Genomic DNA, 25,493 nt, shown 5'->3' on the forward strand with positions numbered 1-25,493 from the left:
TGTGATCCCACCCGTGCGGCGGGCTGCCTGGTGGACCGGCCTCTCGGCGTGCCTGCCAGGCCTTTTCCTTTCGTTGGCGCGGATGGTCGTGCTCCCGCCGTTGGGCGGACCGCTGCCGGATGGCCCGGCTGGGCGCCGGCCGGGGGAGCCGGCACACCGCAGTTCTACTTATGGCCGCCAAAAGCAGCTGTAAGAGGGGAAAGGAATCCCCTGATCAGGCTGGCGATTGACATTCTTCGACGGTGTCAGGCCCGACTTGCTTCACATTCGGGAAGCGTCTATCCATAGGTACGACAGATTTCGTACCTACTGTTTGCGGGTCATCTCGGCCTCGCAGAAAGGTGTTTCTCGTGGAGTTCGAGAATCAGACCGCTCTCGTCACTGGCAGCACGTCCGGCATCGGCCGTGAGACGGCGCTCCTGCTGGCCCAGAAGGGCGCGTTCGTCATTGTCTCCGGCCGTAATGCCTCCAATGGCGCCGGCACCGTCGCAGCCATCGAGGCCGCTGGCGGCAAGGCCAGGTTCGTCGCCGCGGACCTCAGCGATCTGGATTCGGTCCGGCGCCTGGCCGAGGAGGCCGGTGAGGTGGACGTCCTGGTGAATAATGCCGGCGCCTACCCGTTCGCGCCCACGCTGGAGCAGGGTCTGGACACGTTCGAGGCCCTGGTTCAGACCAATGTGCGCGGCACGTTCTTCCTCACCCAGGCACTGGTGGCGAATATGGCGGCCAAGGGTTCCGGCAGTGTCGTGAATGTCAGCACGGTCGCCGCTCTGGCCGGCATTGCCGGCACGTCCGTCTACGGCGCGTCGAAGGCGGCCGTGGACTCGTTCACCCGTGCCTGGGCCGTCGAGTTCGGCGGCCGCGGGGTGCGCTTCAACGCGGTCGCCCCTGGCCACACGAAGACCGACAACGTGACGGACATGATCGGCGAGGAGGACTTCGAGGCGCTGGGGGCGAGGGTGCCGCTGGGGCGCCTGGGCTCGGCGCGTGAGATCGCCGAAGCCATCGTCTTCCTTGCCTCGCCCCGCGCCAGCTACATCACGGGCGTCACTCTCGCCGCGGACGGCGGTTTCATGGCCCTCGGTATCGCCGCTCAGTAAGCGACCGAGGTCGCGAGGCCGGAGCGGAGCGCCCCCCGGCAGCCCCGTTGTGGCCTCGCGGCGGCCTCCCGCCCACGGCGCGGTTCCTGCGCCGCTCGTAACGCCGTGACCGCTGCGAAAAACACGGTTCGCACCTATCCCCCTCAAGCCCGCGCGCCGCCTCGACGAGGCGGCGGTGAAAGGACGACGCAGATGCAGATCGGCGTCATACACGAACGCACTCCCGGAGAGACCCGCGTCGCTCTCACCCCGAACGAGGTTCATTCCCTCACCGACGACGGACACGAGGTGATCGTCGAGTACGGCGCCGGTGACCGGGCCGGCCACCTCGACGGCGAATACCGCGATGCCGGCGCGCGGACCGCAACCCGCACCGACGCCCTGGCCGCCGACCTGGTGCTGCAGGTTCACCTCTCCGGCTCCGGCCACCGGGCCGAGGACACGGATTCAGCACAGGATTTGAAGCTTTTGCGTCCCGGCACCATCCTGATCGGGCTCGCCAACCCGCTCAGCCATCCCGAGCCCGTCCGACGTATTGCCGAGCACGACGTCACGGCGTTCTCGCTCGACCTGCTGCCGCGCATCACCCGTGCCCAGGCCATGGATGTGCTCTCCTCGCAGTCCTCCATAGCGGGCTACCGCGCTGCCCTGATCGCGGCGGGACAGGTCAACAAGATGCTGCCGATGATGACCACCGCCGCAGGCAGCCTCCCCCCGGCACGGGTCCTCGTCCTCGGCGCGGGCGTCGCAGGCCTGCAGGCGATCGCCACCGCGCGCCGACTGGGAGCCGTCGTCCACGCCTACGACATCCGGGCCGCGGCACGGGAACAGGTCGAAAGCGTCGGCGGCATCTTCGTCGACCTTCCGCTCGACACCTCTTCGGCCGAGGGCGCCGGCGGCTACGCCCAGGCCCAAGGGGAGGACTTCTACGCCCGCCAGCGAGAGGTCCTCGGCAACGAAGTGGCCGCCTCCGACATCGTCATCGCCACCGCTCAGGTTCCTGGAAGGCCGGCGCCCCTCCTCGTGACCGAGGACATGGTCCGTGCCATGCGGCCAGGATCCGTCATCGTCGATGCCGCAGCCGCCCAGGGAGGCAACTGCGCCGTCTCCGTGCCCGACCAGACGATCGAGCACTTCGGCGTGTCCATCACCGCGCCCACCAACCTGGCGGCTGGCGCCGCAGCCCACGCCAGCCGCCTGTACGCGAGGAACATCGCCAACTTCACCCGCCACCTGATCGGCAACGACGGGCCGCGACTCACTTCCGACGACCCGATCATCCAGGACACCCTCCTGGCCCGGGAGGGCCACGTCGTCCACTCGCAGCTGCGCGCGCTGCTGGGCCTGGATCCCATCGATCCGGCTGCGGGCGCACCGCACCCCGTCGCTTCAGAAAGAGGCTGATCATGCCCACCGCCATCGAAGCCGGCCTGTACGTCCTGGTCCTGGGCTCCATCGTCGGCCTGGAAGTCATCCGCCGCGTACCCGCGCTCCTGCACACCCCCCTGATGGCGCTCACCAACGCCATCGCCGGAATCTCTCTGGTCGGCAGCCTCCTGCTGGCCGGATCCGGCCGCGGAGTGCTCATCACCACGCTCGGCGCCGTCGCGGTGGCCGCGTCCAGCATCAACGTCGTCGGAGGCTTCATGATCACCAACCGGATGTTGCGCATGTTCCGGCCCAGCAAGGCAGGGGCACACGCCGCACGAAAGGCAGAAACCGATGCGTGACGTCGTCATACCCCTGCTGTACCTCGCCGCCGGCACCCTGTTCATCCTCGGCCTACGCGGCATCACCCACCCCCGCACGGCGCGGCGCGGCCTGCTGCTCGCCGTGACCGGCATGGCCGCGGCCGTGACCGGCACCCTGATCCACAAGGACATCGTCGACTACCGGTGGATCGTGCCGGCCGTCGCCGTCGGCGCTCTCATCGGTGGCGCCATGGCCAAGTACATGCCGATGACGGCCATGCCCGAACGCATCGCCCTCTCTCACGCGTTCGGCGCCCTGGCGGCCGGACTCGTCGGCACCGCGGAGTACTACGAGCACGCCGAGTCCCTCAGTACGTTCATCACCGCGGCGCTGATGTTCGAAGTCCTCCTCGCCTTCATCACGTTCACCGGCAGCGTGATGGCCTTCGGCAAGCTCAAGGGCATTCTTCCGGGCCGGCCGACGGTCTTTGCCGGCCAGCAAGTGCTGAACCTCGTCCTGTTCAGCGCCGCCGTCCTGATCGCCCTCTGGCTGGTGGTCACCCCGACGACCGACGCCCGGTTCCCTGTGCTGATCGCCCTGGCCGCGCTGTTCGGCATCCTGCTCGTCGTCCCCATCGGCGGCGCGGACATGCCCACCGTCATCTCCCTGCTGAACTCCTACGCCGGACTGTCCGGCGCCGCCATGGGCTTCGTCCTGGACAACAAGGCCCTCATCATCGCCGGAGCTCTCGACGGCGCCTCGGGCTTCCTGCTGTCCATCATGATGAGCCGCGCCATGAACAGGTCCTTCCGCAACGTGCTGTTCGGCGCCTTCGGCCAGCTCGACGCCCCGACCCCCGGCGCGGCCGGCGAGGCGGAGGAACGCCCCGTACGCAGCGTCACCTCGGACGAGGCCGCGATGATCCTGGAGACCGCCCGGGACGTCATCGTCGTTCCCGGCTACGGTCTGGCCGTAGCCCAGGCTCAGCACCGCATCAAGGAAGTCGGCGAGATCTTGGAGCGCAACGGCGCCCGCGTCCGCTACGCCATTCACCCGGTCGCCGGCCGCATGCCCGGGCACATGAACGTGCTTCTGGCCGAAGCGGACGTGCCCTACGACCGGATCGTGGACATGGACAACATCAACAGGGACTTCCCCCAGGCCGATGTCGCGCTGGTCGTCGGAGCCAACGACGTCACCAATCCGGCCGCACGCACACGGCAGGACAGTCCGATCTACGGCATGCCGATCCTCGACGTCGCCTCGGCCCGTACCGTCATGGTGATCAAGCGGGGGATGAGCGCGGGATTCGCCGGAGTGGACAACGAGCTGTACCACCTCGACAAGACCCTCATGATCTTCGGTGACGCCAAGGACGTGGCGTCCAACCTCGTCCGCGAGTTGGAAAGTGTGAGCACGCAGCGGGTGTAAAAAGCGCCTCAGCCCAGGCGGCGGTATCCGCCGGTTGCCATTTGCCGGCAACCGGCGGATATCGCCGACGCATGCAGAGGGGCGCACTCCGTCAGGATCGTGCACCACCGCTTGCGTAGGTGCCCTGGCCTCGCACGCGTGTGGTGTGGCTCAGTCGCTCTCGCGCTGGTAGGCCGCGAGGAGGAAGAGCCAGATCTCGCTGACGGTCGGGAAGCAGGCGATGGCGTGTCGCAGCCGTTTGAGCGGTACTTCGCCGGCGACCGCGACGGTCGCCGAGTGCAGGAGTTCGCTGACCGCAGGCCCGACGAAGGTCACACCGAGCAGGATGTCCCGGTCGAGGTCGACGATCATCCGGGCGTGGCCCTGATAGCCGTCGGCGTAGAGGTTGGCGCCCTGGGCGGCGTTGAGGTCGACGTCGATGGTCTTGATGCGGTGGCCGGCGTCGGTTGCCTGTTGGGCGGTCAGGCCCACGGCGGCGGCTTCGGGGTCGGTGAAGAAGACCTGCGGTACGGCGTGCTGGTCGGCGGTGGTGGCGTGATCGCCCCAGGGGCCGTCGTCCAGCGGGCGGCCGGCGGCGCGGGCGGCGATGGTGTCGCCTGCGGTCCGGGCCTGGTATTTGCCCTGGTGGGTGAGCAGGGCGCGGTGGTTGACGTCGCCGAGGGCGTACAGCCATGTGCCTTCCACGTCGCGGACCAGGCAGGTGGTGTCCACGTCCAGCCAGGCGCCGGGGGTGGCGCCGGCCGTCTCGAGGCCGATGTCGTCGGTGTTGGGGGTGCGGCCGGTGGCGAACATGACCTCGTCCGCCTCCAGTTCGCTGCCGTCGTCGAGGGTAAGGGTGACAGGCCCCTTGGCATCCGGGCGGTGCAGCGCGGTGACCTGCACGCCGGTCCGCACGTCGACGCCGGCGTCGGTGAGGCTGCCCTCGACCAGCTCGCCCGCGAAGGGTTCCATACGGGGGATGAGGCGGCGGCGGGCGAGCAGGGTGACCTGGGAGCCCAGCCCCTGCCAGAGGGTGGCCATCTCAATGCCGACCCCGCCGCCGCCGACGATGGTGAGCCGGTCGGGCACCGTACTGGAGTCAGTACCGTGCCGGTTCGTCCAGGGCTGAGCCTCTTGGATGCCGGGGATATCGGGCAGGGCTGGTCGGCTGCCAGTTGCGATGGCCACCGCGTGCTGGGCGGTGAGGGTGTGGTGCGCACCGTCGTCACGGGTGACGGTGACCCGGCGGGGGCCGTCGATCCGGCCGTGGCCGCGGAACAGGTCTGCGCCGATGGACTTGACCCACTTGGCCTGTCCGGTGTCGTCCCAGTCGGTGACGTAGCGGTTGCGGCGGGCGAATACCTGGTCGGTGTCGATCTGCCCGGTGACGGCCTGTCGGGCACCGTCCACGCGGCGGGCGTCGGCGACCGCAATCACCGGCCGCAGCAGTGCCTTGCTGGGTACGCAGGCCCAGTAGGAGCATTCGCCGCCGACGAGTTCACGTTCCACGACGGCTACGGTGAGGCCGGCGGCGCGGGCGCGGTCGGCGACGTTCTGGCCCACCGGACCGGCGCCCAGCACGATCACGTCGTAGGTGGCGCTTTCCTGGTTTTCGCGCGTTTCGGTCATTGCTCTCTCGTTTCACGATCGGGGCTGATCCGCAGCTGTTCTCCGCGTCGTTCGACGACCGTCTGCAGCCCTGGCGGTCACAGGCTCCCGGCGAGGTGGGCAGGCGCCGGAGGCGCCGCAGTGGGTTGCCGCGACAGCAAGCACAGAGCCCCGTACGAAGGGCCAGCGTGAGCAGCCCGGCGAATGTTGCCGGCCTGCCGTGAGCAGACTTCAGCGCACCCGGATCGCTCCGGCTCATGGTGACCTTTCCCGGCGGCACCGATATGCGACGGGGGTGCGATGGGCAGCATGAGCACTCCTTGCGTCGGAGGGCGCTTTTGGGGTCGCACTCCACACAAACACTCCTTGGGGTTCCCCCGCAGCTTTTGTCGGCCTGGTGGCTGCATCGGGCAGGAGCGCACCATGCCTGCCCGCCCCCTCAGGCGGCAAGCGGCGTTGTCGCCCCCCTGATCAGCGCCCAGCCGCCGGCATAGGGGGAGGGCAGGAGGGTCATCAGCGTCCCGTTGTCGTCCCGCCCCGGCCGGGCAGGCAGCGGCTGACCGGCTGCATTGCGGCGCGCGGAACGCGCAGCCGGTGCTGCTGCATGTGGCCGTTGACGAATGGCTGATCGGTGTGGGTGCGGGGTGGCGGACCTGGTCCGCCCGGCCGGCGAGCACCGAAGGCATCCTGCGGCCGGCAACCCGAGGAGGTATCCCTTACGCCAGTTGCGGACGGAGTCTTGGTTCACCGGAGGGTCGTGGCCTCTCGCCGCCCTTTGCCAGGGGGCGGCGAGAGTTGGGGCGGGCAGAGAGCCGTGCGGGTCGCCGCTGGCAGGACAGGGCGTGGCGACCCGCACGGGCTGGGGCGTCAGGCGTGCTGGTGCGGCGTGACGAGGGGGAATTCGTTGTCGGTGTCGGCAACGATGTTGAAGTAGTTGGTCAGGATGTTGAGGGCGAGGTTGCCGACGACTTCGGCGATTTCGGCGTCGGTGACTCCGGCGGCCCGGGCGGTCTTGAGTGTGGTCTCGTCGACGGTGCCGCGGCCTCGGGTGATGGCGTCGGAGAGGGTGAGCAGGGCGGCCGCGTGCGGGTCGGTGGACTCCGCGTGGCGGGCGCGCTCGATTTCGTCACTGTCGAGCTTGGCGACGTTCTTGCCCAGGAAGGTGTGGGCGGACAGGCAGTAGGTGCAGCGGTTGTACTCGGCGCTGGCCAGCGCGAGGCGTTCCCGGACCGCGGTGGGCAGCACTCCACCGGCGAGCGCGCCGGACAGGCTCATCCACCCCTTAAGCAGGGCGGGGCTGTTCGCCATCGCCTTCGCCATGTTCGGAACGGAACCGATGCTCCTCTTGAGCTCGGCGAGCAGCGTGGCGGCCTCGCCCGTGGCCTCGGCGGGGTTGATCTGGGGCAGCGCTGACATTGCGGTCTCCTTGAAGTCCCTGCACCCAATCCTAATGATTGGATGGACGCTTTAGCGTTAGGGCTGCAGTGCATTATTCCTCTGCCGTCAAATGGGTAATGATGTCTCCATCCATTAGCCCGGGTATCTTGGGGGCATGACGACTGAAGGTGTGACCACGAGCGCGCCGCTGCTGGGGGAACCGCTGCCGGTCGAGCTGATGAACACCGTCACCATCGACCGCGGCCGCACCCACGACGCCCTCGACAGCGACACCGGCGCCACAGCCTGGCTGCGCGCGGTCGCCCACCGACTCGGAGCCGAGACCGCGATCAAGGCTGACCAGCTGGACGAGGACGCGGTGCGCCCGCTCGCCGGAGCACTACGTGCGTTGCGTGACGCGCTGCGACAGCTGGCAGGGGAAGCGACCAAGGATCCACGCCCGCCGACGACCGCGCCGGAACTGGCGCGACCGGAGGCAACCACCACGCTGAACGCCCTTGCGCAAGCCTGGCCCGAGCTCGTCTGGCCCGCCGACAGCCAACCGTCACGTGCGTACCGGGGCCCCGGGGCGGCCGCAGACCTTGCCGTACAGCTCATCGCGCACCAGGCTGTCGAACTCTTCACCGGACCCGACCGCGATCGCCTGCGCCCCTGCCTGGCACCGAACTGCCTGCTCTTCTTCATCAAGAACCACGCGCGCCGGGAATGGTGCTCCCCAGCGTGCGGCAATCGCGTGCGCGTCGCCCGCCACTACCGGCGCCACCACACAGCCCCACAGGCCTAAGGGGGTACGCCGATGCAGAGCAAGAAGGTCGAGTCCAGCGAGGAATCGCATCCTCGTGACTGCGACGCGCGGAGCGTCGCAGCATCACTGTGTCTGCTCGGGGGAAGAGCCGGACCATGCGAACGCGTGGCCGGTAGGTTCCCTCGGCGTGATGAATGAATGGAACGCGTAGTGGTGCCTCGTACGTGTCCCCGACGGGCCGCACGTTTCGCTTCCAACGGCAATTGGCTTTGCGGCTGTGGTCCGGGCGTCCGCAGCGTGGTGCGATGGGGTCATGGAGTTGCGAGAACTACATGCCTTTGTGGCGGTGGTCGAGGAGGGCGGCTTCTCGGCCGCGGCCCGGCGGCTGCACGTCAGTCAGCCGGCGCTGTCCCAGACGGTCAGTGGTCTGGAGCGGCAGCTGAGAGTGAAGCTGCTGGTGCGCAGTAGTACCGGGGTGCGGGCCACCGATGCAGGCGCTGCTCTGCTGGGGGAGGCGCGTGCGGTCCTTGCCCGGCGTGGTCAGGCGCTGCGGACGATGGCCCGGTACGCCGGCGGGGGTGGCGGAGTGCTACGGATCGGCATTCCGCTGGAGTTCCCGTCGCGCCTGCTGAATCCCGCACTTGCGGAGCTGGCCGAGGCCTGCCCCGACACCCGGGTACAGGCCCGGCATCTGTCCACGGCTGAGCAACTGTCCGCACTGCAGGCCGGTGAGCTCGATATGGGGCTGCTCCGGGAGCGTCCTACCGGGCAAGAGTTCGACGCGATGCTGGTCAACCGGGAGAATTTGGGCGTTCTGCTGGCTGTGCAACAGGCAGCGGAGCTCGCCGGGCCGAAGGGGATCGCGCTGGATGCGCTGGCCGGAATGGAATGGGTGGCCTTTCCCCGTGCGGACAGTCCCGCCTGGTACGACGAGCTGACCGCAATCCTGCGCAGCCATGGCCTTGATATCGGAGCGCAGGCGCCGCTAGGGCAGCGGCTCATCGGCGAGGTGAAACTGGCGGCCGTCGCCGCCGGACATGCCTTCGCGCTAGCTCCGCCGCACTGGTCGCAGCCCATTCCTGACGGCGTGGCGTGGTCACCGCTGGTCGATCACCCCCTCATCCGCCGGACGTGGGCAGTGTGGCCGACCGACTCGCGGCGACAGGATCTGGGCCGCCTCATTGCCGCCTTCGAACAGCCGTCCAGCGACTGATTCAAGGCAGTGAGATAAGCCTGGGCGGGCGCTCGGTCAGACAGCGGTACGGCCGCCGTCGACGGGCAGGACCGCGCCCTGCACGAAGCTGCTTGCCGCGTCGTCCGCCAGGTACACGATCGCCGCCGCAATCTCCGCGGCGGACGCCGGCCGTCCGGTGGGCGCCTGGGCGGCCAGGCTCAGCAGGTCCTCCTCGGTCTGGGCGGTGGTCTCGGTCCGGGTGGGGCCGACCTGTACGGCGTTCACCCGCACCCCGCGTGGGCCGTACTCGGCCGCCCACGCCTTCGTCAGCAGGTTGAGCGCCGCCTTGCTCGACCCGTACAGCGCCATTCCCGAGAAGCCGAGCGCGGCCGCGATGGTGCTCACGTTGACGATCGCTCCGCCACCCCGGTCAGCCATCCCCGGGGCGAGTTCGGCCACCAGGTAGAAGGGGGCCTTGACGTTGAGGGCGTATACGGCGTCGAAGAGGTTCTCCTCCGTGTCCTCCGTCGGCCCGAAGGGGTAGATCCCTGCATTGTTGATCAGCACGTCGACCCGGCCGCCGCCCAGCCCAAGCGCGTCCTGCGCCAGTTGTCGCACTGCCTGGGCGTCGCGCAGGTCAGCGCCTACGAAATCCGCCTTCCCGCCGCGTTCCCGGATCGCGCTCACCACGGCCTTGCCGCGGGCGCTGTCGCGACCTGCCGCCAATACATGTGCACCGCGCTCGGCCAGCGCTTCCGCTGTAGCTGAGCCGATACCGCTGGTCGCCCCGGTGACCAGTGCGACCTTCCCCTGCATTGATGCAGACGTCATGGCCGGATCCTTCGTCGATGATGAGGTACGCGGTCAGTGGCCCGGGGTTGGAGCACCGGACATGGCCGCACGTGCTGATCGCTTGGGCAACAGCCACTGGAGCCGGGCCGTGCGGCGCGGGATTCGTCCGAAGTCGTCCCGGCCCTGGGGCCAAGCGGGCGCCATGGACCACGCCGGGGACGACGGCCACATCCCGGCTCCCGCACGCGAGCGGACGGAGAGGAGAAGCGGTGCCGTCGTGCTGGTCGTACAGATGTGAGACATCGATGCGGTTGCGCAGCATGTGGCTCGACATCAGGACGTAGTCGTAGCCGAGGCGCTCGGCCTGCTGCGCGGTCTCCAGGAGGGGGCCGCTGTCCTCGGGGGCCCAGCTGGGCGGCTCGAGGGATACGCCGAGTTGCATAGTGCTTTGTTATCAGAGCACTGCTGACCGTCTGGCCATGCAGCCCCCTGCCTTCGGCCGAACGGCGCAACCGGGGCGCGGGAAGCCAAAGCCTCGGTTAGTCGCACCGGTATGTGAGGCCGCCGCCCCGCCCCTCGGTCCGCGTCGTTCGAGCCGAGGCCCCGGGGGCACCGGTGGGACAACATCGCCGCCGATTTTCTGCTACGGCGCGCAAGCGCACCGAAGCTGCTGGACAGCGTCCGTATCGCCGTCAACGAGCTGGTCACCAGCGCCATCGTCACGCTTCACCGGCTTGCCTGCTCGGCACACGGTCCGGGCGGCAGGCGGCTCGGTTATACCGGCTATCGCAACGGCCTATGGCCGGCTCGGAATCCCCCCGGATGGGCGGACGCTGAACCTGCTCGCCACCCGATGAGGTGGCATGGCACCCGGCCCGAGAACCGTCATCGGTTTTGGAACGCCGGGTCCATATCGACCATTAGCAACTTCCAAGGGTGGAGTGAACAAACTATGGGACTTCTGGACGGCAAGGTTGCTCTGATCACCGGGGGCACGTCCGGGATCGGCCGGATCAGCGCGCTTCTGTTCGCGCAGGAAGGCGCGAAGGTGGCCGTCACCGGGCGGCGGGAGGACGCGGGCCGGGCAGTGGTCGAGGAGATCACGCGGGATGGCGGCGAGGCGCTGTTCATCAAGGCCGATGCCACGGACTTCGTCGGCGCGCGGGATGTGGTGCGGCAGGTCGTCGATCGCTTCGGCAGGCTTGATGTGGCCTTCAATAATGCTGGCACCGCCGCGGTCGGCCCGCTGACCGAGCTGGACGAGAAGGCCTGGGACCACCTCATGGACGGCAACCTGAAGGGCTCTTTCTTCTATCTGCAGGCCGAGGCCGACCAGATGAAGCGACAGCGTGAGGGCGGGGCCATCGTTTTCAACGGATCGGTGTTTGCCGAGCTCGGCACCCCGGGCATCTCCATCTACAGCGCGAGCAAGGGCGGCGTCGCCGCGCTGGCACGCGCCGCGGCGGTGGAGCTCGGGCCGGACGCGATTCGCGTGAACACCGTGAACCCGACCGTCATCCGCACGCCGCTGACCGAGGGCGGCATCACGAGGACGGAGGACGGATCCGAGTACCACCCGCATGGGGAGATGATTCCCCTCGGCCGCATCGGTGAGGCGGACGAGGTTGCCCAGGTGGTGCTCTTCCTCCTCTCCGACCGGGCCTCCTTCGTCACCGGACAGTCGGTCATGGTGGACGGCGGGCAGAGCGTGAACTGAGTGTCGGCGCCCGGTGTCCTGCTCGAACAGGACACCGGGCGCTCACCGAGGAGCCGAACCGGCCAGGGCCCGCGCACCTGGCCTGGAAGGATCGCCCGGAGGAGCGGGCAGCAAGGCTCTGCTTCCCGCAGACGGGATGAGTGCGGGCCGGCGCAGCAGCAGTGCCGAGTTCTTGAGCTATCCCAAGGGATGCGACGCCCCATGGGGTAGGGCCGGGAAGGTTTGCTCGCTGCCCGCCCCTGTGTGAGGCGGCCGATGCCAACGCCTTCCTCCAACGCCCGGCTGCGCTGCCGCCCGGTCCGCTGGGCGAATTCCCGGAACGCTGCTCGGCGGTGGCGATCCCGGGACAGCGCGAAGCGAATCGCCCCGGATTTGAATGGAGACATCCAAGCCCCGGAAGGATCCCGATCACGGCTGCTCCCCGCAAGTACTCCGCCCAACTGCGTGAGGGCGCGACGCGGCTGGCTGTCGAGGCCCGCAAGGACCCCGACGCGCGTGCCGGCGCCGTCAAGCGCGCCGAGACCGACGAGGGTGCCCGCCCTGGCACCACCAGCCAGGACGCAGCCCGGATCGCCGAACTGGAACGCGAGGTGAAGGAACTGAGGCGGGCGAACACGATCCTGAAGTCCGCGTTACCTTTCTTCGCGGCGGAGCTGGACCGTCCACTGCGCTGACGGTCGCATACATCGACCAGCACACGGAGGAGTTCGGCGTCCAGCCGATCTACGCGGCCTGAAGCGCACCGCCGCCGAGATCGTACCGAGCGCCTACTATGCCGCCCACGCCCGCCCGGTGGGGACCCGCACCACCCGCGACCGGCAGCTGACCCGGGAGATCACCGCCATCTACCGCGAGAGTTACGGGGTTTACGGCGCCCGTAAGATCCACGCCGCGCTGCTGCGGCGCGGCCGGAAGGTGGCCCGCTGCACGGTCGAGCGCCTCATGCGCGCCGCGGCCTGCGCAGCGTGGTCAGAGCCAAACGCCCCCGTACGACCCGCCCCGCGCCCGAGACCGCGCGCCCCGCGGACCTGGTCGAGCGGCAGTTCACCACCCAAACTCCGAACGTGCTGTGGGTCGCGGACATCACCTACATCCGCACCTTTTCCCGCTGGGTGTACGCCGCGTTCGTCGTCGACGTCTTCTCCCGGATGGTCGTCGGCTGGCAGGTTCATCCGTGTTGCGGGCAAGGGTGAAAGAAGGGCGAAAGATCGTGCCGTCCGCGCCGTGACTCTCCATGACCTTCAGGACCTCGGTCGGCCTTCGGGGTCGGCTGAAGACCGTATTGCGCCAGGACAGTACTCCTGATTGTGCAGTGAGCGATGCCGCTTGTTCGAGGGGCCGCCAGGAAGCGACTGCATGAGTTCGCCCGACTCATGGGTACGTAGGCGCAAGCTGCCCCCAGTGCTGTCGGTGTGGGAAACAGTCGGCGATGCACCACACGCCCAGCCCCTGACCCTTACGCCTGGGAGGCGTCCACGCCGACTGCACGCAGCTCCCTCAGGCCGCCTTCTCACGAGGAAGGTGCGGTTCGTGCCAACCACCGCTCAACAACTCTGCGGCGTCCGGTCCCCAACTGCCCCGCTGGTAGGGGAGGGGCTGCTCGGCGACATCGAGCAGAGGCTGAACGATGCGCCATTGCTCTTCGATGGCCTCGGCGCTGACGAACCGGTGACGTCGACCGTTGACGACGTCCTCGATCAGCCGCTCGTAGGCCTCCTGGCGTGGCGTGGGGTCGGGAACGGTCGAGAGCTCCACCGAGCGGCTCACCGCGTCAGCGCCCGGTACCTTCGCTTGGAGGGAGATCGTCACGCCGTCGTCGTGTCCGAACCGGAGCCGAAGCAGGTTCGGCTCGGGCTGTAGTGTGCGCTCTCCGGTGAACAGATCCGCCGGCCGCCGCCGCAGCGCAACGACGACCTCGGCGGCATTAGCCCGCAGGTGCTTGCCGACGCGCACTAGGAACGGCACCCCTTGCCAGCGAGGTGACACGATTTCCAGCCGGCTCGCAGCGAACGTCTCCGTCGTGGAGAGTGGGTCCACCCCCGGTTCGTCCCGGTAGCCGGCGTACTGCCCGCGGACGGTCGTCGCCGGAGACAGCTTGCGCATCCGCTGCAGCACGGCCAAGGTCTCCTCTCCGATGACGTCCGGGCTGACCGGGGGTTCCATGGTCAGCAGCGCGACCACTTGAAGCAGGTGGTTCTGCAGGACGTCGCGTACGGCTCCCACCCCGTCGTAGAAGCCCGCGCGCCCCTGAGTGCCGAACTTCTCCGCCATGGTGATCTCTACCTTGGCAATGTGGTCGCGGTTCCACAGGGGCTCGAAAAGAGCGTTGGCGAAGCGTAGTGCCAGGAGGCCTTCCACCGATTCCTTGCCCAGGTAGTGATCGATCCTGTAGATGCGGTCCGGCTCGAATGCCGAGCGTAGGAGGTCGTCCAGGTCGCGAGCGGAGCGCCGGTCGTGCCCGAAGGGCTTCTCAACCACGATCCTTCCGCGGCCCGCCAGACCAGCCGAGGCCAGGCCCGCAATCGCATGGGGGAACATGGCCGGTGGCACGGCGAGGTAGAACAGCGGATGCTCGGATCCGTCCAGACGCTGTGCCAGGCGCTCGTACAGTCCGGGGTCGGCGTAGTCGCCGGCGATCATCGTCAGGTGCGAAGCGAACTCGTCGAACACGGACATGTCCACTTGACTGTCCATCTCTCTAAGAGACTTGCGGGCAGCGGCAACGAGGTGCCAGTCCTCCCAGGCGGAACGCCCGACGCCGACTACCGGGCCACCCAGCTGGCCCCGTCTCTTCAGTTGGTAGAGAGCCGGAAAGAGCTTCTTGTGGGCGAGGTCTCTTGTGACGCCGAAAACCACGAGGGCATCTGCTCGGCTTTCCATGGCAGAACATTCCTTCCTACGTTGCATATGACAGCCCGAGCGGTGCGGGCAGGGCGAAGGGTGGGTGCACGGCCTTGTCCCCCCTGCTGGTGCTGTTGGGGGCTGCCCGGGCGTCCCCGCAGGCAGGACATGACAGCCGCGTGGTCAGGAGCGGTCCGCCTGGCGCGCAGCCTCCGCCCAATGCCAACGCTCAGCTCGTCACGAGCTTCCGACGCAGCCACAGTGGTTGCTTATGGCCGCGATAGGAAAACAGGACAGGAGGGCGCAATCGGTCTGCGGAAGATCCTCTCGCAGACCGATTGCTCGCGGTGGCTCCGCACGAGTGATGTCAGCCGAGACATGCGACCTCGCCCGCTCGCGCCTCGGTGGCCTTCTCCGCATCGATCAACGCGTAGCTAGTGCTGTGACCGCGTAGGTTCGCCGGGTTGGTGGTCGTGGCGGTTGGATGTGCGGTGACGTCCGTTCCGATCACTGGAGGCGCGGTGGCTGAGCCCGTCCGTGTGCGCAGACTGACCGACCAAGAGGGGCAGAAGCTGCAGCAGATCGTGCGTCGGGGCAGTGCCAGCACGGTGCGCTATCGGCGGGCGATGATGCTGCTCGCCTCGGCTGGCGGGAACCGGGTGCCGGTGATCGCCCAGCTGCTCCAAGCCGACGAGGACACTGTCCGAGATGTGATCCACCGGTTCAACGAGATCGGCCTGGCCTGCCTGAACCCTCAATGGGCGGGAGGCCGTCCCCGCCGACTCAGCCCTGACGACGAGGACTTCGTCGTGGCGACGGCCACCACCCGCCCGGCCAAACTGGACCAGCCCTTCACTCGCTGGTCACTGCGCAAGCTGGTCGCCTACCTGTGGAAAGTCCACGGCCGGGTGATCCGCATCGGCCGCGAAGCATTACGCTGCCTGCTCGCTCGACGCGGCGTCACTTTCCAGCGCACCAAGACGTGGAAGGAGTCCCCCGACCCCGAACGCGAGGCGAAGCTGGGCCGCATCGAAGAGGTGCTGGACCGCTTCCCGGACCGGGTCTTCGCCTTCGACGAATTCGGCCCGCTCGGGATCCGGCCCACTGCAGGCTCGGGCCGGGCCAGGCAGCAGCGCCCGGACCGGTTGCCGGCCACCTACCACCGCACCCACGGAGTGCGCTACTTCCACGGCTGTTACTCGGTCGGCGACGACCGCCTGTGGGGCGTCAACCACCGCAGGAAAGGCGCCGCGAACACCCTGGCCGCGCTGAAGTCGATCCGCGCCGCCCGGCCCGACGGCGCACCCATCTACGTGATCATGGACAACTTGTCCGCCCACAAGGGCGCAGACATACGCCGCTGGGCGAAGAAGAGCAAGGTCGAGTTGTGCTTCACGCCGACCTACGCCTCGTGGGCCAACCCGATCGAGGCGCACTTCGGACCGCTGCGGCAGTTCACCATTGCCAACTCCCACCACCCCAACCACACGGTGCAGACCCGGGCCCTGCACGCCTACCTGCGCTGGCGCAACGCCAACGCCCGCCACCCCGACGTGTTGGCCGCCCAGCGCCGGGAGCGCGCACGGATCCGCAGCGAGAAAAGCATCCGCTGGGGCGGCAGACCCGCGCTCGCGGCGTGAGATCCGGTCAGAGTACTCCCGCGACGTCTTCAGACGCCCAGGTACGGAACATCGAGGGCGCCTCGGTCAGGTTGCCTGGCCCACACGCAATGTGAAAGGTCCTCTCGGACGTCCAGGCCATCACCCAGTCGTGCTCACCCCGAGTGACCCGCTGCCGGGGGTACTCCCGGTCCGTCATGTGATCATCCGTGTCCGGCCTCCTAGACCACGTCACATCGTGCCCGGCAGCGCGGACACCTGAGCCCGGCTGGCCGCAACCATTTCCGCACCTCGCGGGTCACACCTGTGAAGCACGGCGGGCCGGGACCCTCCCGGCGCGCGGGGAAGGTTTCGGTCGGATGGCAAGACGATCACGGGTACGCACGGTCGCGACGGCGGCGGCGGGCGCGGTGGCGCTGGTGGCGGGGGTGTTCGGCACGTGTCCGGCCCGCGCCGACACGGCGGACGCCGCACGAGGGATGACGGTCCAGTTCGCCGAGCACGAGCTCTTCATCGGGACGGAGCCGGCGAGCGTGGACCTGTCCTACCGGTGGAAGGTGGCCGGCGGGGGCACGGCACACCACGTCCACCTGACCGTCGACCTGTCCGGAGTGGCCGACTTCGCCGAGCCGGCACCGTTGGAGCACTGCAAGGGCAACCTCTGCACGCTGGACCTGGCGTCCGCCACCTCGGACTTCCACGCCATCACGCTGGTGCCGAAGCCCGGTGCGGCCGTCGGCAGCAGCGGCACCGTGACCGTCTCCGGCACGGCGTCGGACGCCACCGTCACCGGCGACCACCTCACCCTGACCAACGGCGCGACGCAGCTGAAGGTGAGCGCGTCCGCCGAGCAGCTGCACCAGGTGCCGGGCGACACGCTGACCTTCCCGCTCGACGTGTGGAACAACGGCCAACTCCCGGCGGCCAAGGGGGTGGAGCTGCGGATCGACACCACCGCCGGGCTGCACCTCCAGGGCTCCTGGGCCAACTGCCGCGACGTGCCCGCGAGCGACCGCGGGGGGCACATCGTGCGCGAGACCCTGTGCGACTTCCCCACCCCGGTGGAGCCCGGCCAGCAGTACGCGTTGTCGTCGCCGCTGTGCGTCAAGGTCGGCGACGAGGCCCTGCGCGACAAGATCTTCTACGAATTCACCCCGCTGACCAGCGCCGCCCCGGCGAACGGCCCCGGGTCCCCGCTGACCCTGGTCCCGAGGGGCGCGATGCCGTCCGACGGGAACATCGACCCGTACTTCACCACCTACGTCAACAGCGTCAACCACGCCGACTTCGCCGTCACCGGGGACACCGTCACCGGGCGGCGCGGCGGTCACGCCACGCTGCACGCCACGGTGATCGACCGGGGGCCGGCGGTGGTGGAGGACCTCCTCGACGACGACGCCTTCCTCCCGGTCCTCGTCAAGCTGCCGCCGGGCACGAAGGCCACGAAGATCCCGGACAACTGCCAGCCGCCGCCCACGGACGACGGGTCGGACCCCGGCCCCCGGATGGGCCGGTCCTCCTACCAGTGCTACTTCGGCGACCCCGCCCCGGGGGACAGACACGTCCTGTCGTTCACCGTCGCTATCAGCCCCCGTACCCCGGCCGTCTCCACGGGCCAGGTCCGCACGCTGGAGGTCATGAAGGGGCTCGACCCCGACGCCTCCAACGACAGCGCGGCGCTGACCCTGCGGCTGGCGCAGGGCGGCTCCGCGGCCGGAGCGTCCGGCTCCGTTTCGGGCGGCCCTTCCGCAGGGTCCGGACCGCTGGCCGACACCGGATTCGGCGGCGGCTGGATCGCCTGGGCGGCCGGCGCGCTGCTGCTGGCTGGCGGTATGGCCCTAGCGCTCTCCCGACGGTCCCGCGGTGGGAACTGACACGTCGTCCGGGTGTCAGAACCAGTGCAGGGTGCATTGCCCGTCTTCTACGGAGAGCCGGCGGTGGTGTGTACCACCGCCGCCTGGCCCGCGACTACGAAGCCCTCCCGGCCCGCTCTGCCGCCATGATCTACCTTGCGATGATCGCCCTGATGGCCCGCCGACTCACCGGAGAATCCACCCTGATCCGGCGAGGGCTCTAATGCCTCATCAAAGCCGCATCTCGGGACGAAACATCGGAAGAAAACGCTCTCTGAGGACCCGCCGCCCGCTTCGAACCCCGCGAAACGTGAGTTTTCCGTCATGGCCGACGGGCAACTTCACCTGGGAGCATGATTGTCCATCGGGTGGACGGGGGGAAAGCGGGATGACCACTGCGCACAGACGGGTTCGTGCGGCCATGATCGTTGCGGCGGTGCTGGCGGCCGCCGGCTGTTCCGGCGGGGGCGGTGACGACGCCGCTTCCAGCCCCTCCGCGACGACGACCGCGGCGGCCCCGGCCACCACCCCTTCGACGGCCTCGCCCACCCCTGCGGTCAAACCGTCGGACATCTACCCCACGAACGCGGCCGGCTGCCATCCGAACGCGAAGTGGAGTACGGCGAAGGCGGTGGACTGGGTCGACTGGGGGCAGGTCGGCACGCCCGCCCTGGGCCCGGGAGAGGTCCGGTTCCCCAAGTCCATGCCCGGCTTCGACGGGCCCCTGTGCGACCGGGTGACCGTCCAGGTCCAGTACTGGCGCGTCAACTACCGGCCGTCCAGCGCCACTTCGGCCGCCGACCCGCTTTCGAGGGAGGTGAACTACGACTACGCCCTGCAGTCCCTCAAGCGCACCGAACTGCACATCGACGGCCGCAAGGTCCACGACGTGAAGCCGCCGAAGGGCTTCGCCTCGGCCAAGGCCAGCCCCTGCGACGGCTTCCTGGAGGCGATCTACGTCGGCGCACCGCTCAAGAACCGCGAACTGCCGACCAAGATCAGCACGGGCAACACGATCGTCGGCGACGACGTCACCTTCCCGACCAAGCGCGTAGTCGATTACCACGTGTTCGCGCCGTCCGCGCCCCAGCTCTGCGACGACAACGGCATCCCCACGGCATCCCCCGCACCGTCCGGCTACCCGTCGTCCGGCTTCGGGCTGTCCACGCCGTCCTACCCCGCCTTCGACCTCACCCCGAAGAGCTGAGCGGCCGGGGGCTACGCCAGCACGCGCGCCAGCGCGAAGCCGTCGTGGCCCTTGCTGCCCACCGTCTGCAGCGCCGTGCCGGTCAACCTCGCGTGGCTGCCGATCAGTTCGATCACGGCCCGGCTGCCCACCACGTCCGGCGAGGTGCTGCGGGCGTCGGCGACCTGGCCCTGCCGTACGACGTTGTCGACCACGACTCGTCGAACGCGAAGACGCGGTCGGGGAAGCGCGCCAGGACGTACTCGATGCGGTCGAGCTTGGCGTTGCGGTCCGGGTGACCCCTTCCAGGTCTTGGTGGGCTGGAAGGTGATGCCGCGGCGGGCGAGCAGGCACGGTAACGCCTCGCGGCCGATCCAACCGCCGGAACCGTCAACCCGGTGAACCTATGTGGTCAGGGCACTAGCCGGTGCGTGCCGCCGGGATCAGCCTGGCGGCACGCCAGCTCGGGCAGGCGCGGTCGGACCAGCGGCACAGCCCTTGTACGGGTCTTCGTGCCACTGCCGCGTTTCGTGCTGGGAGAGCTGTGGTGGCTAGTGCCAGCCGTGGAGTGTGAGGGGGCCGGTGCCGTTGAGGTAGCCGCGTAGTCCGGCCTGCGGGTACTCGATGATGTCCTCGGGCAGGTCATCGTCGGTGAACCATTGCAGTGCGAGGCATTTGTCGGGTTCTTTGTTGACGGGTTCGCCCTGCCATTTGACGGCTTTGAAGAAGAAGCCGATCCGTTCGACTTTGTCGTCTTGGCGGTGGTGTACGACCTGTACGAGTTCGAGGTCGGCAGGGTCAACGGTGATGCCGGTTTCCTCGAAGAGCTCGCGGGCGGCGCCGTCGGCCAGTGGCTCCCCTTTGTCGAGTTTTCCTGACGGCATGTGCCATCGGCCGTAGCCGTAGGGGCCGCCGCGTTGGGAGAAGAGGATTTTGTCGCCGTCGCGGAGGATGACGTGGGTGTCGATGACGGGTGTGGCCGGTTGTCCGCTCATGTTCCTTGGGGGGTTGTCGGGACGGGGCTGGTGGCTGACGCTATCGGCGGGGTTGGTATGGCGTCGGCGATTCGCCGTGCTACGTCCGATGGGGTGTACGCGCTGTTGTCCAGAAGCAGCACATCGACCCCTCGGCTCGTCAGGTAGGTCGCCGCTTCCCGGTACAGGTCGGCCTCCCGGCTGGGGCCGGTGGGGTCGAGGTGCCAGCGGTGAGTGATGCCGCGCTCGGTGATGCGCTGGGCGATCAGTCCCGGCTCGGCGGTGAGGATCACGGCCAGATCCGGCATCGGCACGTGGCGGTTGACGTCGATCAGGAACTGGGACGGGACGCCGTCGAGCTGCTGCAGAACCAGTGTGGAGGGCAGGTAGCGGTCGCTGACGACGAGTGCGCCCCGGCGCAGCGCCGGGTCGATGACGGTCTCGACGTGCTCGTAGCGGGTGGCGGCGACGAGACAGGCGAGCGCCAGGCCGTGAATGGTGTTGGCGTGGGAGCGGGTGAACGTACCCAGGGCTGTGGTGGTCGGTTCGGCGGTTCGGGTGGCGGGACGGCCTTGATCGGCGAGGAGATCGTGCAGGGCCTGAACGGTCGTTGACTTGCCGACTCCGCTGGGGCCGTCGATGGTGACGAACCAGCCGGTGCGCCCCCTGGTCATGCAGCGGCCTCCTGTCCGCGCTGGTTCCGCTCGTGCTGCTCGCGGGTGAGCGCGGCGAGTGTTGAGCGGATGCGTTGCAGAGGTACGTCGCTGAACTGGATGCCGACGGAGAAGTTGAATTCGTCGCGTTGCCGCATCGACTCGTGAGCGCCGTCGCCGGTCAGGTCGACGTCGCCGTACGCGAGCAGGGCGTCGGCTTCGTGGCCGGCGTCGATGAGTGTCTGCCACACCGGCGTGCCCGGGTACGGCCGGAACTCGAACACGCTGGCGCGGACGTCGCCGCTGTGGCGGTCGGAGAGGGCCCACAGGTTGCGGATGTGCTGGACGGTGGCGTCCAGGTCCTGTTGGGTTTCGCCGGGGAAGCCGAGGATGAAGTAGCCCTTGACGCCGATGCTGTGGGCGACCAGGCGGTGGGCGACGCGTTCGGTCATTTCGGCGTCGATCCGCTTGTCCATTGCTGCAAGGATGCGGTCGCTGCCGGATTCGATGCCGAGGGCGACCTCGCGGAGACCGTTGGTCACCAGGCGGTCGAGATCGGTGTCGGTGAGGCGGTTGAGGACGTTGATGCGGCCGGTGGCGTCCCACACGTACCGCTCGCCGACCCTGTTCCGGGTGAAGGCTTCCATCTGCTCATCGATGACGCGGCCGACGCCGAGGAAGAGGTCGTCGACGAAGCGGAAGGCGGTCACGCCGTACTCGTCGTGCAGCTGGTCCAGCTCGCCGATGATGTTCTCAGGGGAGCGTACGCGGATGGTGACGTCCGGGTTGGCGGAGACGGCAGCGCCGCAGAAGGTGCAGTTGTAGGGGCAGCCACGGCTCCCGACGATGTTGGCCTCCCGCTGTCCTTGCGTAGTGATCCCGCTGAGCCAGGGTCGTTCGCCGGCCAGACGGCGGTCCGTCGCCGTCGGGACGTCCTGGTAGGGGTCCTGGGGCAGGAAGGCGCGATTGACGTACGGCAGGGCATCGATGTCGGGGCTCAGGAGCGCGGCAGTGGTCTTGGGGTCGGCGATGCCCGCGGCGCGGGTGCCGAGCAGGGGGTCTCGCCACAGGACGCCGGGCAGCGTGCGCCGGTTGTGCTCGTCCTCCAGGAGTGCGGCCACGCGGAGTTCTCCTTCTCCAAGGACCAGGGCGCGCAGGTGACGCATGCGGGGGTCGTTCAGGACGCGGTCCGGCAGGGCCTTGGCGTGGTGGCCGCCGACCATGAGGGCGATGCCTGGATCGAGCAGAGCAGCGATCTTCGCGGACATCTCATAGGTGGGCGCGAGGAGGTTCATGGCGGCCCAGCGGGGCGCCGCTGCGTTGACGATCCGAGCGGTCTCTTCGAGGCCCAGGCCGTGGGCTTCGGCGTCGAGCACGCCGATGTTGAAGCCGCGCTGCTGGGCGTAGGTGGCGATGTAGGCCATGCCGAGCACGGGGAGGGTGTAGTCGTTGGTCCGCGGCCGCAGGGTGTAGTCACGCAGCGGGGCGTTGATGAACAGGGCGTCCAGCGTGTGACGGTCGTCGGCGCCCGCGATCAGCGATAACTGCTGCATGGGTCCTCCAGGTCATCGGGCGTGCGCCCCCCAGGTGAGGGTGGCGAGGGTGAGGGTGTGCAGGGCGGTGCGGTCGGTGCCGGCCCAGCCGGTCCACAGCGGGCCGAAGGCTTTGTCGGTCTTGTCCGGCCAGGGGTAGGCGGGGTCGATCTGTGCAGCCCACGTGCGTACCGCGAGGTCGTCGTGCGGGTAGATGCTGAAGTCGCCGGTGAAGTCGGCTGCGGCAGCACGCGCGGTCCACGGGCCGATCCGGGGGATGGCAGTCAGGGCGACGACCAGGTCGTCGCCAGTGGCCTCCTGCCAGGTCGGGTGATGGCGCTCGTAGTGCTCGGCCGCGGCCTGCAGCGCGGTGCGATGGAACTTCGCGCCGATGGCGGCGAAGCTCTCGTCGGCAAGTTCCAGCACCCGGGTGGGGCAGGGGGCTACGGCGAGATTGCCGAACGGGCCGTCGACGACGGTGCCGTAGGTGCTGCACCAGGCGCGGTAGAGCTTGCGTGCCTGTTCCGCGCGCACGACCTGGCGCAGGATCGCCGTGGTGATCGCGTCCCACAGCCACGGGTTCGCCAGCCGCTGGGAGACGCCGAGTTCGCCGAGTCCGGCGCGCAGCGTGCGGGGTGCGGCCGGCGGGAGTGCGGCCGGGTCGGTGGTGAGGAATGTGGGCTTCACGTCCTCGGTGCCCTCCACGCAGTCGACGCGCAGGCCGTGCCGGTCGTGGGACAGGACCCAGATGCCGGAGGTGGTACGGACTGCACGAGCGCGTGCGCCGTCGTCGTCGCTGTGCCAGGCGGGGTGATCGGTCGTCAGGGCGCCGGTCATAAGGATGCTCCTTCGTGTGGTTCGGGTCGTTCGCCGTAGCCTCTCGCGTTACCGCAGGGCGGCACGCCGTGAGGCTGGGGAATGCGGGGCATCAGTCGATGAGGCGGCGGTCTCGGAGGTAGCGGCGCATCTGCAGGTACTCGTCGAGGGTCGCCGCACGGGACTCCTCCGGCTCGTCGCCCGGGATGGCGGGCTGGGGCCAGGACTCCTTGGATGGCATGAGTTCTTCGGCGGCGTTCGACAGCCTCTTGCGGCGCGGTCCGCGGACGAAGAGGGTGACGGTGTCGGGAGCCATCACGGCCTGGTGCACCATCGCGTGATCGAGGGTGTACGCGCTGCCGGGCCGCTCGATCGTCACGACAGCGGGCTGCACGTCCGCCCCGGTGAACGGACCATCCCGGCCGTCGGTGCGCCGACGTACGACGTGGATGTACCCACCGGTCAGGATGCGGGAGGCGAACGCGTAGCAGTGGTCGTGAGGGACGAGCTGATTGGCCGGTCGCGGGTTCATGTCGAGACGGATCTCGAACCCGCGGTCCGGTGCCTCGTACAGCGACAGCCGGTTGAGCAGGAGGGTGACACGGCTTGCGGAAAGACGATCGGGATCGGTCAGGACGTCGTTTACGAGCCGTGTGAGCAGAGCCCGGTCATCGGCGAGCCGATTCAACAGGTCGTGGCTGATGATCTGCACTTCGCGCAGGCTGGGCCGGTCCAGCGAAGGGACCTGCGCGAGCCAGGCGGTTGCGACTTTCACTGCAGACCACCTGCCGTGGCGGCCAGCGAGAGCCTCTCCAGGACGCGGCGGGCCTCCCCGGCAACGGCCCGGTATTCGTCGCCGCTTAGCGGCGATCGGCCCGCCTGCAGCGGCTGCTCCGTTACGAGAACCTGCAGGTTGTCGGACTCCGAGCGGGTGCTGCAGTGCGTGCCCGGGTGCACGGCGAACACTTCTTCGGGACCGAAGCTGCGCACGTACTGTGGCTGTCCCGCCAGGGCGCCGGCGACCTCCTGGTATACCTCCAGTCCGACGGTGCCCGCCATCGTCAGGACGACGGAGGTGGTGAGCACCGGCCATGAGTGCCAGCCGAATTCCTTCCGGAGGCGGAGGTAGGCGCACTGCCCGTCGGCAACCGGGATCGGCAGGTGGCAGTACCCGTATGCGGAGAAGGAGCCGGCCGCCTGATGCGAGCGGGTGTCGAATCCGTTGAGGATGCGGGAGGCCAGCGGTCCGAGCCACCCAGTGGTGGCCTGCTGGGAGATGTCTGGGACCTTGCCGGGCTCGTGGCCTTGCTGGAGCAGCCTGCTGACGAAGGCGGGCAGGATGGCATTCACGGGATGGCTCCTTGCACGTAGTAGGAGGCCCGGCGCGGGGACAGCTCGCCGCCCATCGGGGGTGGGGCGCAAGTTGCCGCCCGCGCCGGGGGCTTGTTACGCCGACGATCCGGGCCGCAAGGAACGCCGGATCGCCGGCGGGCCTTATGCCGAGAGGCTCATGATTTCGTCGAGCGAGACAGGGGTGCAGCCGTGCAGGGTGACGACGTCGCGGGCGGCGATGATCCAGCGCAGGTCTGGGTGGCCGTGGGGCACGAAGTCCAGGTCCTCGTTCGTCGGGGCCGGGAGCGCGGCGAGGGTTCGGGGGTGGTGCAGGATGCCGGCGACACCCCACGGGGACGGGTACGCGACCCGGGCAGCCACTGCGCCGCAGCGCAGGTGCGGACAGTCCCGCAGGGCCTCGGCTGCACATTCCTCGTGTACGGGCGGAACGGCTGTCCGCTCGCCTTCGACGATCGGTCTGCCGTTCCGCTCGCCCATCAGGAACAGGTGCCGTTCGTCCTGCCTGGGGTAGGTCGACGTGCCGCACACCTGGCACAACAGGTGCGTCATGGCCTGACGCTGACGCAGTGCGTGCACGCCCGCGAGGCGGGGTTCCCCCACGCCGCGCACGGCCGGCATCCGCACCCAGAGGATCCCGTCGCGACGATCGACTCGGGGACTCTCGCCGGCGTATCCGATGCCCCCACCCGGCAGGTTCGGCAGCCGCACCAGCGGTGCGTGGATCCGCGCCTCGCTCGACCAGGGAGCGATGAACGGCACCCGCACGCCCCGCCAGAAGAACTGCCGCGGGCCGGCCTCGCTCATGCGTTCACGCTCACCGGGAGGGGCCGGTGCGGAGGGACGATCCGCCCGTTCGGCAGGAGTTCACCGGTGTCGTCGAACACGATGGAGCCGTCGGACATCAACGACCACCCCTGATCGTCGTGGCGGGCAACGACGGTGGCGGGGCAGGCGGGATCGTGGCGACACACGGTGCAGTCCTCTCGAATGAGTTGTGCGACAAGGCCTCTTCGACGGTCTGCGAACCGCG

At 68.9% G+C, this 25,493-nt stretch carries 26 protein-coding genes and 4 pseudogenes; 15 read left to right on the forward strand and 15 right to left on the reverse strand.

Annotated features, from left to right (window positions below; all coding sequences use genetic code 11):
* The first annotated feature begins 350 nt into the window (after positions 1 to 350).
* From ACIPSA_RS42925 to ACIPSA_RS42940, 4 genes are all read left to right on the forward strand, one after another.
* Positions 351 to 1,100: an SDR family NAD(P)-dependent oxidoreductase gene (locus tag ACIPSA_RS42925; protein WP_402645455.1), complete on the forward strand. Its 750-nt coding sequence runs from the start codon at positions 351 to 353 to the stop codon at positions 1,098 to 1,100.
* A gap of 192 nt (positions 1,101 to 1,292) precedes the next feature.
* Positions 1,293 to 2,504, forward strand: a complete 1,212-nt coding sequence (locus ACIPSA_RS42930; protein WP_402645457.1) for an NAD(P) transhydrogenase subunit alpha — start codon at positions 1,293 to 1,295, stop codon at positions 2,502 to 2,504.
* Positions 2,505 to 2,506: 2 nt separating this feature from the next.
* Positions 2,507 to 2,830, forward strand: a complete 324-nt coding sequence (locus tag ACIPSA_RS42935) for an NAD(P) transhydrogenase subunit alpha (protein ID WP_402645459.1) — start codon at positions 2,507 to 2,509, stop codon at positions 2,828 to 2,830.
* Entirely contained in the window at positions 2,823 to 4,223 is a 1,401-nt protein-coding gene (locus ACIPSA_RS42940; protein ID WP_402645462.1) for an NAD(P)(+) transhydrogenase (Re/Si-specific) subunit beta, read from the forward strand. The genes ACIPSA_RS42935 and ACIPSA_RS42940 overlap by 8 nt, the downstream gene beginning before the upstream one ends.
* 150 nt (positions 4,224 to 4,373) lie before the next feature.
* Here the strand turns inward: ACIPSA_RS42940 and ACIPSA_RS42945 are convergent, their stop codons facing one another.
* The gene (locus ACIPSA_RS42945; protein ID WP_402645465.1) at positions 4,374 to 5,831 is read right to left on the reverse strand and encodes a dihydrolipoyl dehydrogenase family protein; all 1,458 of its coding nucleotides are present in this window, start codon (positions 5,829 to 5,831) and stop codon (positions 4,374 to 4,376) included.
* 846 nt (positions 5,832 to 6,677) lie between these two features.
* Positions 6,678 to 7,226 (reverse strand): carboxymuconolactone decarboxylase family protein, encoded by a 549-nt coding sequence (locus tag ACIPSA_RS42950; RefSeq protein WP_402645467.1) that lies wholly within the window; start codon positions 7,224 to 7,226, stop codon positions 6,678 to 6,680.
* 136 nt (positions 7,227 to 7,362) lie between these two features.
* Here ACIPSA_RS42950 and ACIPSA_RS42955 point away from each other — a divergent pair, with 136 nt between their 5' ends.
* The gene (locus ACIPSA_RS42955; protein WP_402645470.1) at positions 7,363 to 7,992 is read left to right on the forward strand and encodes a CGNR zinc finger domain-containing protein; all 630 of its coding nucleotides are present in this window, start codon (positions 7,363 to 7,365) and stop codon (positions 7,990 to 7,992) included.
* A 274-nt stretch (positions 7,993 to 8,266) separates the two neighbouring features.
* The gene (locus tag ACIPSA_RS42960; RefSeq protein ID WP_402645473.1) at positions 8,267 to 9,166 is read left to right on the forward strand and encodes a LysR family transcriptional regulator; all 900 of its coding nucleotides are present in this window, start codon (positions 8,267 to 8,269) and stop codon (positions 9,164 to 9,166) included.
* Between the two features lie 36 nt (positions 9,167 to 9,202).
* On the opposite strand, the gene ACIPSA_RS42965 is transcribed toward ACIPSA_RS42960, so the two are convergent.
* Positions 9,203 to 9,958 (reverse strand): SDR family NAD(P)-dependent oxidoreductase, encoded by a 756-nt coding sequence (locus tag ACIPSA_RS42965; RefSeq protein ID WP_402645475.1) that lies wholly within the window; start codon positions 9,956 to 9,958, stop codon positions 9,203 to 9,205.
* Positions 9,959 to 10,019: 61 nt separating this feature from the next.
* On the opposite strand from ACIPSA_RS42965, the gene ACIPSA_RS42970 reads away from it, so the two are divergent.
* The 5 genes and pseudogenes from ACIPSA_RS42970 (at position 10,020) to ACIPSA_RS42990 (ending at position 12,829) form a co-directional block, all read left to right on the forward strand.
* Positions 10,020 to 10,217 (forward strand): hypothetical protein, encoded by a 198-nt coding sequence (locus ACIPSA_RS42970; protein WP_402645477.1) that lies wholly within the window; start codon positions 10,020 to 10,022, stop codon positions 10,215 to 10,217.
* A 654-nt stretch (positions 10,218 to 10,871) separates the two neighbouring features.
* Complete coding sequence (locus ACIPSA_RS42975; RefSeq protein ID WP_402645480.1) at positions 10,872 to 11,636, forward strand: SDR family NAD(P)-dependent oxidoreductase; 765 nt, start codon at positions 10,872 to 10,874, stop codon at positions 11,634 to 11,636.
* 332 nt (positions 11,637 to 11,968) lie between these two features.
* Positions 11,969 to 12,310: a hypothetical protein gene (locus ACIPSA_RS42980; protein WP_402645482.1), complete on the forward strand. Its 342-nt coding sequence runs from the start codon at positions 11,969 to 11,971 to the stop codon at positions 12,308 to 12,310.
* A 118-nt stretch (positions 12,311 to 12,428) separates the two neighbouring features.
* A pseudogene (locus tag ACIPSA_RS42985) lies at positions 12,429 to 12,578 on the forward strand (IS3 family transposase); the annotation flags it as partial.
* Positions 12,579 to 12,601: 23 nt separating this feature from the next.
* Positions 12,602 to 12,829, forward strand: a complete 228-nt coding sequence (locus ACIPSA_RS42990) for a DDE-type integrase/transposase/recombinase (protein WP_402645485.1) — start codon at positions 12,602 to 12,604, stop codon at positions 12,827 to 12,829.
* A 304-nt stretch (positions 12,830 to 13,133) separates the two neighbouring features.
* Here ACIPSA_RS42990 and zwf read toward each other — a convergent pair whose 3' ends face one another.
* A complete protein-coding gene (zwf, locus tag ACIPSA_RS42995; RefSeq protein ID WP_402645487.1) occupies positions 13,134 to 14,516 on the reverse strand; it encodes a glucose-6-phosphate dehydrogenase in 1,383 nt (460 codons plus the stop codon).
* Positions 14,517 to 14,998: 482 nt separating this feature from the next.
* Here zwf and ACIPSA_RS43000 point away from each other — a divergent pair, with 482 nt between their 5' ends.
* Positions 14,999 to 16,117 (forward strand): IS630 family transposase, encoded by a 1,119-nt coding sequence (locus tag ACIPSA_RS43000; RefSeq protein WP_402645490.1) that lies wholly within the window; start codon positions 14,999 to 15,001, stop codon positions 16,115 to 16,117.
* A gap of 7 nt (positions 16,118 to 16,124) precedes the next feature.
* Here the strand turns inward: ACIPSA_RS43000 and ACIPSA_RS43005 are convergent, their stop codons facing one another.
* The gene (locus ACIPSA_RS43005; protein ID WP_402645492.1) at positions 16,125 to 16,295 is read right to left on the reverse strand and encodes an Imm53 family immunity protein; all 171 of its coding nucleotides are present in this window, start codon (positions 16,293 to 16,295) and stop codon (positions 16,125 to 16,127) included.
* 160 nt (positions 16,296 to 16,455) lie between these two features.
* Between ACIPSA_RS43005 and ACIPSA_RS43010 the strand changes: the two genes are divergently transcribed.
* The 3 genes and pseudogenes from ACIPSA_RS43010 (at position 16,456) to ACIPSA_RS43020 (ending at position 19,156) form a co-directional block, all read left to right on the forward strand.
* Positions 16,456 to 17,970 carry a hypothetical protein gene (locus tag ACIPSA_RS43010; RefSeq protein ID WP_402645494.1) on the forward strand — a complete coding sequence of 505 codons (1,515 nt, stop codon included), beginning with the start codon at positions 16,456 to 16,458 and terminating at the stop codon, positions 17,968 to 17,970.
* A 68-nt stretch (positions 17,971 to 18,038) separates the two neighbouring features.
* Positions 18,039 to 18,173, forward strand: a pseudogene (locus tag ACIPSA_RS43015) (IS5/IS1182 family transposase); the annotation flags it as partial.
* A 164-nt stretch (positions 18,174 to 18,337) separates the two neighbouring features.
* Positions 18,338 to 19,156: a hypothetical protein gene (locus tag ACIPSA_RS43020; RefSeq protein ID WP_327425923.1), complete on the forward strand. Its 819-nt coding sequence runs from the start codon at positions 18,338 to 18,340 to the stop codon at positions 19,154 to 19,156.
* An 11-nt stretch (positions 19,157 to 19,167) separates the two neighbouring features.
* On the opposite strand, the pseudogene ACIPSA_RS43025 reads toward ACIPSA_RS43020, so the two are convergent.
* The 10 genes and pseudogenes from ACIPSA_RS43025 to ACIPSA_RS43070 all read right to left on the reverse strand — a co-directional run.
* A pseudogene (locus ACIPSA_RS43025) lies at positions 19,168 to 19,353 on the reverse strand (methyltransferase); the annotation flags it as partial.
* A pseudogene (locus ACIPSA_RS43030) lies at positions 19,353 to 19,515 on the reverse strand (IS630 family transposase); the annotation flags it as partial. The pseudogenes ACIPSA_RS43025 and ACIPSA_RS43030, both read right to left, overlap by 1 nt.
* A gap of 171 nt (positions 19,516 to 19,686) precedes the next feature.
* Positions 19,687 to 20,130 carry an NUDIX domain-containing protein gene (locus tag ACIPSA_RS43035; RefSeq protein ID WP_402645497.1) on the reverse strand — a complete coding sequence of 148 codons (444 nt, stop codon included), beginning with the start codon at positions 20,128 to 20,130 and terminating at the stop codon, positions 19,687 to 19,689.
* Positions 20,127 to 20,783 carry a dTMP kinase gene (gene tmk / locus ACIPSA_RS43040; RefSeq protein ID WP_402645500.1) on the reverse strand — a complete coding sequence of 219 codons (657 nt, stop codon included), beginning with the start codon at positions 20,781 to 20,783 and terminating at the stop codon, positions 20,127 to 20,129. Before tmk ends, ACIPSA_RS43035 begins: the two co-directional genes overlap by 4 nt.
* On the reverse strand, positions 20,780 to 22,315 hold the full coding sequence (locus tag ACIPSA_RS43045) for a B12-binding domain-containing radical SAM protein (protein ID WP_402645501.1): 1,536 nt from the start codon (positions 22,313 to 22,315) through the stop codon (positions 20,780 to 20,782). Before ACIPSA_RS43045 ends, tmk begins: the two co-directional genes overlap by 4 nt.
* Before the next feature lie 12 nt (positions 22,316 to 22,327).
* Entirely contained in the window at positions 22,328 to 23,131 is an 804-nt protein-coding gene (locus ACIPSA_RS43050; protein WP_402645504.1) for a hypothetical protein, read from the reverse strand.
* 91 nt (positions 23,132 to 23,222) lie between these two features.
* Complete coding sequence (locus ACIPSA_RS43055; RefSeq protein ID WP_402645507.1) at positions 23,223 to 23,885, reverse strand: hypothetical protein; 663 nt, start codon at positions 23,883 to 23,885, stop codon at positions 23,223 to 23,225.
* Positions 23,882 to 24,460: a hypothetical protein gene (locus ACIPSA_RS43060; RefSeq protein ID WP_402645509.1), complete on the reverse strand. Its 579-nt coding sequence runs from the start codon at positions 24,458 to 24,460 to the stop codon at positions 23,882 to 23,884. The genes ACIPSA_RS43055 and ACIPSA_RS43060 overlap by 4 nt, the downstream gene beginning before the upstream one ends.
* A 144-nt stretch (positions 24,461 to 24,604) precedes the next feature.
* On the reverse strand, positions 24,605 to 25,267 hold the full coding sequence (locus ACIPSA_RS43065) for a hypothetical protein (protein WP_402645511.1): 663 nt from the start codon (positions 25,265 to 25,267) through the stop codon (positions 24,605 to 24,607).
* Positions 25,264 to 25,434 carry a DUF5999 family protein gene (locus ACIPSA_RS43070; protein ID WP_402645514.1) on the reverse strand — a complete coding sequence of 57 codons (171 nt, stop codon included), beginning with the start codon at positions 25,432 to 25,434 and terminating at the stop codon, positions 25,264 to 25,266. The genes ACIPSA_RS43065 and ACIPSA_RS43070 overlap by 4 nt, the downstream gene beginning before the upstream one ends.
* Positions 25,435 to 25,493 lie beyond the last annotated feature (59 nt).

It is taken from the genome of Streptomyces sp. NPDC086549, from assembly GCF_044746205.1.
GTDB lineage: Bacteria > Actinomycetota > Actinomycetes > Streptomycetales > Streptomycetaceae > Streptomyces.